The organism is Psychrobacter sp. 78a-MNA-CIBAN-0178, from assembly GCF_040309625.1.
In the GTDB taxonomy this organism is placed as follows: Bacteria; Pseudomonadota; Gammaproteobacteria; order Pseudomonadales; family Moraxellaceae; genus Psychrobacter; species Psychrobacter okhotskensis.
Genome location: NZ_JBEOOZ010000050.1, coordinates 1 through 5,192, shown reverse-complemented (window position 1 = coordinate 5,192; position 5,192 = coordinate 1). Strand labels below are relative to the sequence as shown.

Here is a 5,192-nt window from a genome sequence, read left to right as displayed (position 1 = left end):
TGTGCTTTGTACTCAACAAAAAACTTGGTAATCCGCCTCTTCAGTTTGATTTGCTTATTTCAAGTTGAGAGTGGGGTTAAACATAGAAGTCCAAAAGAAGTTTTAAAATTAAATGAACAAGCCCGTACATTGTAGCAAGCAAGCCTCGATGAAACTATCATCTAGGCGAGATACAAGGTTGGGTGTCGCAAACTCCACCCAACCTACCATTTAGTTTATGAAGGTCGCCTTGAGATGCGGTTTAGCCCCGATTGTAGCGGTTATCCTGCTCAATTGAACGAGTTGCGAGGACTAGGTTTTGGCTTGGCTACGCGGAGCAAGAGACAGGACAAACCGTAGCCCTCGCCTCGTATCAGTGAGTAGATATAAGCGAAAAGCGGGATTGGCTCCAATATTTAGCCGTTAGGTCTTGTATCTCGCCGCCAACCTACTCGACACCCAGCATCACGACATAAGATAAAAATCAAACCAGCCACTTTTCAATATTCCTTCGCAAAAAAAGGTAAGTCTTTTGACTTACCTTTTTTGATAACATTTACTTTTGAGGATATTTACTGAGTTATCTACGTTTAATGGTTCTAGTAGTTACTCCAGTAATTGCCCCACTAGTTGCGTTAGCAGGTGCTTTCGCAGCCGCTTGATAAACTGGCGTAACCTCAGGTAAGAGTGCCTGAATTTTAGCGATACGCTGCCCAGAGTTTGGATGCGTAGACATCAAAGTAGCTATGGTGTTGCTACGACCATTGGCGGCTTCCATTTTTTGCCATACTGCAACGGCAGCTTCTGGATTGTAGCCTGCCTGTGCCATCAAGCGTAGACCACCCGCATCGGCTTGTGATTCTTGGCTACGAGAAAACGGCTTATCAAGTCCGTAGTCACTAATCAAACCCAACGCATCATCACTCAAACCTGTTTTTGCCTGTAGTTCGGCACCACCTAACTGCAGCGCTAAGCCTGTCAGAATTTTTTGCCCAGCATCTTTTTTACTGTGCTCAGCTAACGCATGGGTCATTTCATGTCCCATGATCGCAGCGATCTCTGCATCCGTTAACTGTAACTTCTCTACAATACCGGTGTAAAAAGCCATCTTACCACCCGGCATTGCCCAAGCATTTAATTCAGGTGAACGTAGAACAGTGATCTGCCAATCAAAAGGGACGCCTGTCGTATTAGCGCGAACGGCGTAGGGCTTCATACGATTAAAGACTCTTTTAACTCGGATAGCAGTGGCAGACGTATTATCTACTGCGCCTTGACTATTAGCACTAGAAACCACTTGAGAGTAATTTTTAGCCGCATCGGCATTCATGCTATTGGTATCGTACCCTGACATATCAGCTATCGTAGTACAGCCTACTAAAGTAGTAATCGTCGTAAGCAATAGAGCATTTTTTATGTTATTAAAAGTTGTCATTAGACGTCCTAGTTGAGAAATATAATTAAGGTGATTGGCTAAAATAAAGGTAATGCGTTGATGAACTTAAAATCCCACTATCAAAATTTATATCATGCAATCCGCGCACTGAAAGCAATATATAATTAATAATGTGACTAAAATGTAAATGAGGTGTAAGTAATGTGTCTAAATTACCGAGTGGGAGATTATCATGGTATAAAACAAAAGTCTATTAAATTTGTAGTATATTGTTTGTTCGTTGTCTTAAGCTTTACCGACCTACCTTTGAAACATACAACTTTATCATTTTTAATAGAACCTCTACTCAGAGAGCGGCCTGCAATAAAGCCCACCTACATAAACTCTCTCTCAACATTCATCACCCGCGCATCTACGGTCCGCTCTATCTTCTCCTCTATTTGACTGCATTGTGATTCGACCTCACGTTTAGATAGCCCCACTACCACAAACGTCCATTCGCTGGCATCATGCCGATCACGCTCGCCGCTTTCACATACCGCGACACTTAGCGTATTACCAAATCGTGCATGCAAGCCACCCATACGTTGGCGTTTTTCTTTTAATGAGCTACAACCGGGTAGCGCGAAAGTCAGCGTTAAGATAGCGATATGCATTTTATTCTCCTTGCGACAGTGGTTTACGCTTTATAATAGTAGCAAATAAGCACGGCAAGTTATGCTATCGTTACCTTGCCGTATCGATACCTCATAACGACTCACACTGTTTATACTAATACCATTCATAAAAATCATAATAGCCAATATGCGTACTCGCCCAATGACTTCTATCAGCTACGTACAGCAACAGCGTATTACTCGATTATGCGTGCGCTGCGGACTACTCCTTATGCAATATGGTGCCGAGTCTGCTGTGGTGGTGGACTTGTCTAAACGTTTGGGATTCGCTTTGGGAATGAGTAGCGTAGAATGTTCGCTGAATTTTAATGCTATTACCTTGACGACCATCTGTAATGAGCGCTGTATCACCACCACTCGAGACACGATTAATCAGAGCATCAATGTCAATTTATTGGTACAAATCCAGCAAATCATCAATAAAACCGAAGCCAATACAAATAGCCACAAGCTAGATAACCATAAACTGAAGTCTGAGCTGACTGACCGCACCACCCTTGCGTTTGATGAATTAGATAAAACGGTTTATCCAACGTGGCTAGTGGGCGTGTTTGTCGGTGCATCTTGTGCTGCGTTTGCTAATCTTAATGGCGGTAGTTGGTCGATTACCGCGGTGACCTTTGTCGCTGGTATGGTCGCGATGTTCACTCGCATTTATTTGGCCAAGCAGCATTTCAATCCTTTTATCACCGTCATCGTGACGGCTTTTATCGCCTCTTTGATTGGGGCGACGACTTACTATTTTGATATTGGTAATAATGCAGATATTGCCGTTGCCTCTAGCGTGCTCTTACTAGTTCCAAGCTTTCCTTTAATCAATTCTTTCTCAGACATCTTAAAGGGCTATGTCAATATCGGCATTGGACGTGCCGTTTTTACTTATATGCTAACCTTGTCAGCGTGCGTTGGCATTGTGATGGCGCTGGTTTTACTACAAATACAGCACTGGGGATTTTGACATGTGGTTCATTGAAACCGTTGCCCTGTCGTGTATTATTACCCTTGGTTGGACACTCATGTTCAGCGTACCCAAACGCTATATTCCACCTTGTTTGCTGATGACCGCCTTTGGGTTCGGACTAAAAACAGCGCTGGTCTATCAGCACATACATCTGGTGGTAGCCAGCTTTTTTGGGGCGATGCTTGCCAGCTTTTTAGGCGTGTACTTTTCTAAAAAATATACCTTACCGCCCAAAGCGTTAATCTCGCCAAGCGTCATCTGTATGATGCCCGGTATCGCTGCTTATAAGGCGATGGTCAGTATGGTACAGATTGGCTATTTTGGCTTTTCCGACGAATTATTTAGCCAAATGATGGTGTATTTGTTTGAGGCCTTATTTGTGACTTCAGGATTGGTGCTAGGCTTATCCATTCCTGGGCTGTTATTTTATAGACGGCGCGCTATTGTTTAGATGGGCTTATAAGGTGTTAGGCTATTTTTGCCTAAATATTTTTATAGCGTGGTGCTAGCTGGCACATCTTCATAAGCAAAACCTTGTAAGATTCATTATCATACCCATTACAATAGAGTTAAAAATAACAGAATTAAAAAATAATAGACTGCAAAATTGTACCAATACGCATCAATACGTACTAAATAAAGAGACTTAACTATGACCAAACATTATGACTATATTTCCATTGGTGGCGGTAGCGGCGGGATTGCTTCAATCAACCGAGCGGCAAGCTATGGCAAAAAATGCGCCATCATCGAAGCGGAGCAATTAGGCGGCACCTGCGTAAACTGGGGCTGCGTGCCCAAAAAGGTGATGTGGTATGGCGCACAAGTGGCCGAAGCTATCGAAAAGTATGCGCCAGACTATGGTTTTGACGTTGAGTTAAAAGGCTTTGACTTTCAAAAGCTGGTCAATAGTCGTCAACAATATATCCAAAACATTCATCGCTCTTATGATAATAATTTGGCAAAGAACGGCGTTGAAGTGATAAAAGGCTTTGCCAAATTCGTCGATACCAATACGGTCGAGGTCAATGGCGAACATATCACCGCTGACCATATTTTGATCGCGACGGGTGGTCATCCTATCTTCCCTGATATCAAAGGCGCGGAACACGGTATTGATTCTGATGGGTTTTTTAGATTAAATCATTTGCCAAAACGCGTGGCTATCGTCGGGGCAGGATATATCGCGGTTGAGATCGCTGGCGTGCTCAACAGTCTGGGCGCTGAGGTACATCTGTATGTGCGTCAACATTCGCCGCTACGCTCGTTTGACCATACTATCGTAGAAGCGTTATTGATAGAGATGGAGCAAGATGGTATTCAATTGCATACTGAAACGACGCTGACGGAAGTCAATAAAAACGACGATGGCAGTTTAGAACTCTTTACCAAAGATGGTGCGCTTGATACCGTTGATTGTTTGATTTGGGCGATAGGTCGTGCGCCTTCGACGGACAATATCAATTTGGATGTTACGGGTGTGGAAACGACTGATAATGGCAAAATCAAGGTCGATAAATTCCAAAATACTAATGTCGATGGTATTTATGCGGTCGGTGATATTATCGAAAACAGTATTGATTTGACACCCGTCGCTATCGCAGCAGGTCGCCGCCTATCAGAGCGTTTGTTTAATGATAAGACAGACGAGCATTTGGTTTATGACTTGGTACCAACGGTTATCTTTACTCACCCCCCTATCGGCACGATTGGTTTGTCTGAGATTGACGCGGTTGAGCAGTATGGTAAAGACAATATCAAATGCTACACCTCGAGCTTTACCTCGATGTACAGCGCGGTAACTCAGCATCGCCAAAAATGCGTGATGAAGCTCGTTTGCTTGGGCGATGATGAAAAAGTCATCGGTTTGCATGGCATAGGTTTTGGTGTCGATGAGATGATTCAAGGCTTTGCGGTAGCGATAAAAATGGGCGCGACGAAAGCAGACTTTGATAATACGGTTGCCATTCATCCAACTGGCTCGGAAGAGTTTGTGACCATGCGTTAATGTCGCGTTGATATATGCGTTAGTTTTATAGGGTGTGTAAGTAGAGGGGCTATTCTTGAGAGAGTAGCCTTTTTTGCTAGGTTTGAGGACTATCTCGAGCCCATCCCGAATTCTGTGTAACTGCCATTTAGATTAAGTGCTTACTAATACGATCATCAAACATAATCATAA

The 5,192-nt window shown here is 43.4% G+C and carries 5 protein-coding genes; 3 read left to right on the top strand and 2 right to left on the bottom strand.

Going from position 1 to position 5,192, the window contains the following annotated elements; all coding sequences use genetic code 11:
* Window positions 1-559 precede the first annotated feature (559 nt).
* Window positions 560-1,414 (bottom strand): M48 family metallopeptidase, encoded by an 855-nt coding sequence (locus AAEY80_RS14075; protein ID WP_350588495.1) that lies wholly within the window; start codon window positions 1,412-1,414, stop codon window positions 560-562.
* Between the two features lie 335 nt (window positions 1,415-1,749).
* Window positions 1,750-2,031, bottom strand: a complete 282-nt coding sequence (locus AAEY80_RS14070; protein WP_101212449.1) for a DUF503 domain-containing protein — start codon at window positions 2,029-2,031, stop codon at window positions 1,750-1,752.
* A gap of 163 nt (window positions 2,032-2,194) precedes the next feature.
* On the opposite strand from AAEY80_RS14070, the gene AAEY80_RS14065 reads away from it, so the two are divergent.
* The 3 genes from AAEY80_RS14065 (at window position 2,195) to gorA (ending at window position 5,021) form a co-directional block, all read left to right on the top strand.
* Window positions 2,195-3,010, top strand: a complete 816-nt coding sequence (locus tag AAEY80_RS14065; protein ID WP_350588496.1) for a threonine/serine exporter family protein — start codon at window positions 2,195-2,197, stop codon at window positions 3,008-3,010.
* 1 nt (window position 3,011) lies between these two features.
* Entirely contained in the window at window positions 3,012-3,464 is a 453-nt protein-coding gene (locus tag AAEY80_RS14060) for a threonine/serine exporter family protein (protein WP_025652627.1), read from the top strand.
* Between the two features lie 201 nt (window positions 3,465-3,665).
* On the top strand, window positions 3,666-5,021 hold the full coding sequence (gene gorA, locus AAEY80_RS14055; RefSeq protein ID WP_025652626.1) for a glutathione-disulfide reductase: 1,356 nt from the start codon (window positions 3,666-3,668) through the stop codon (window positions 5,019-5,021).
* The last annotated feature ends 171 nt before the right edge of the window (window positions 5,022-5,192 follow it).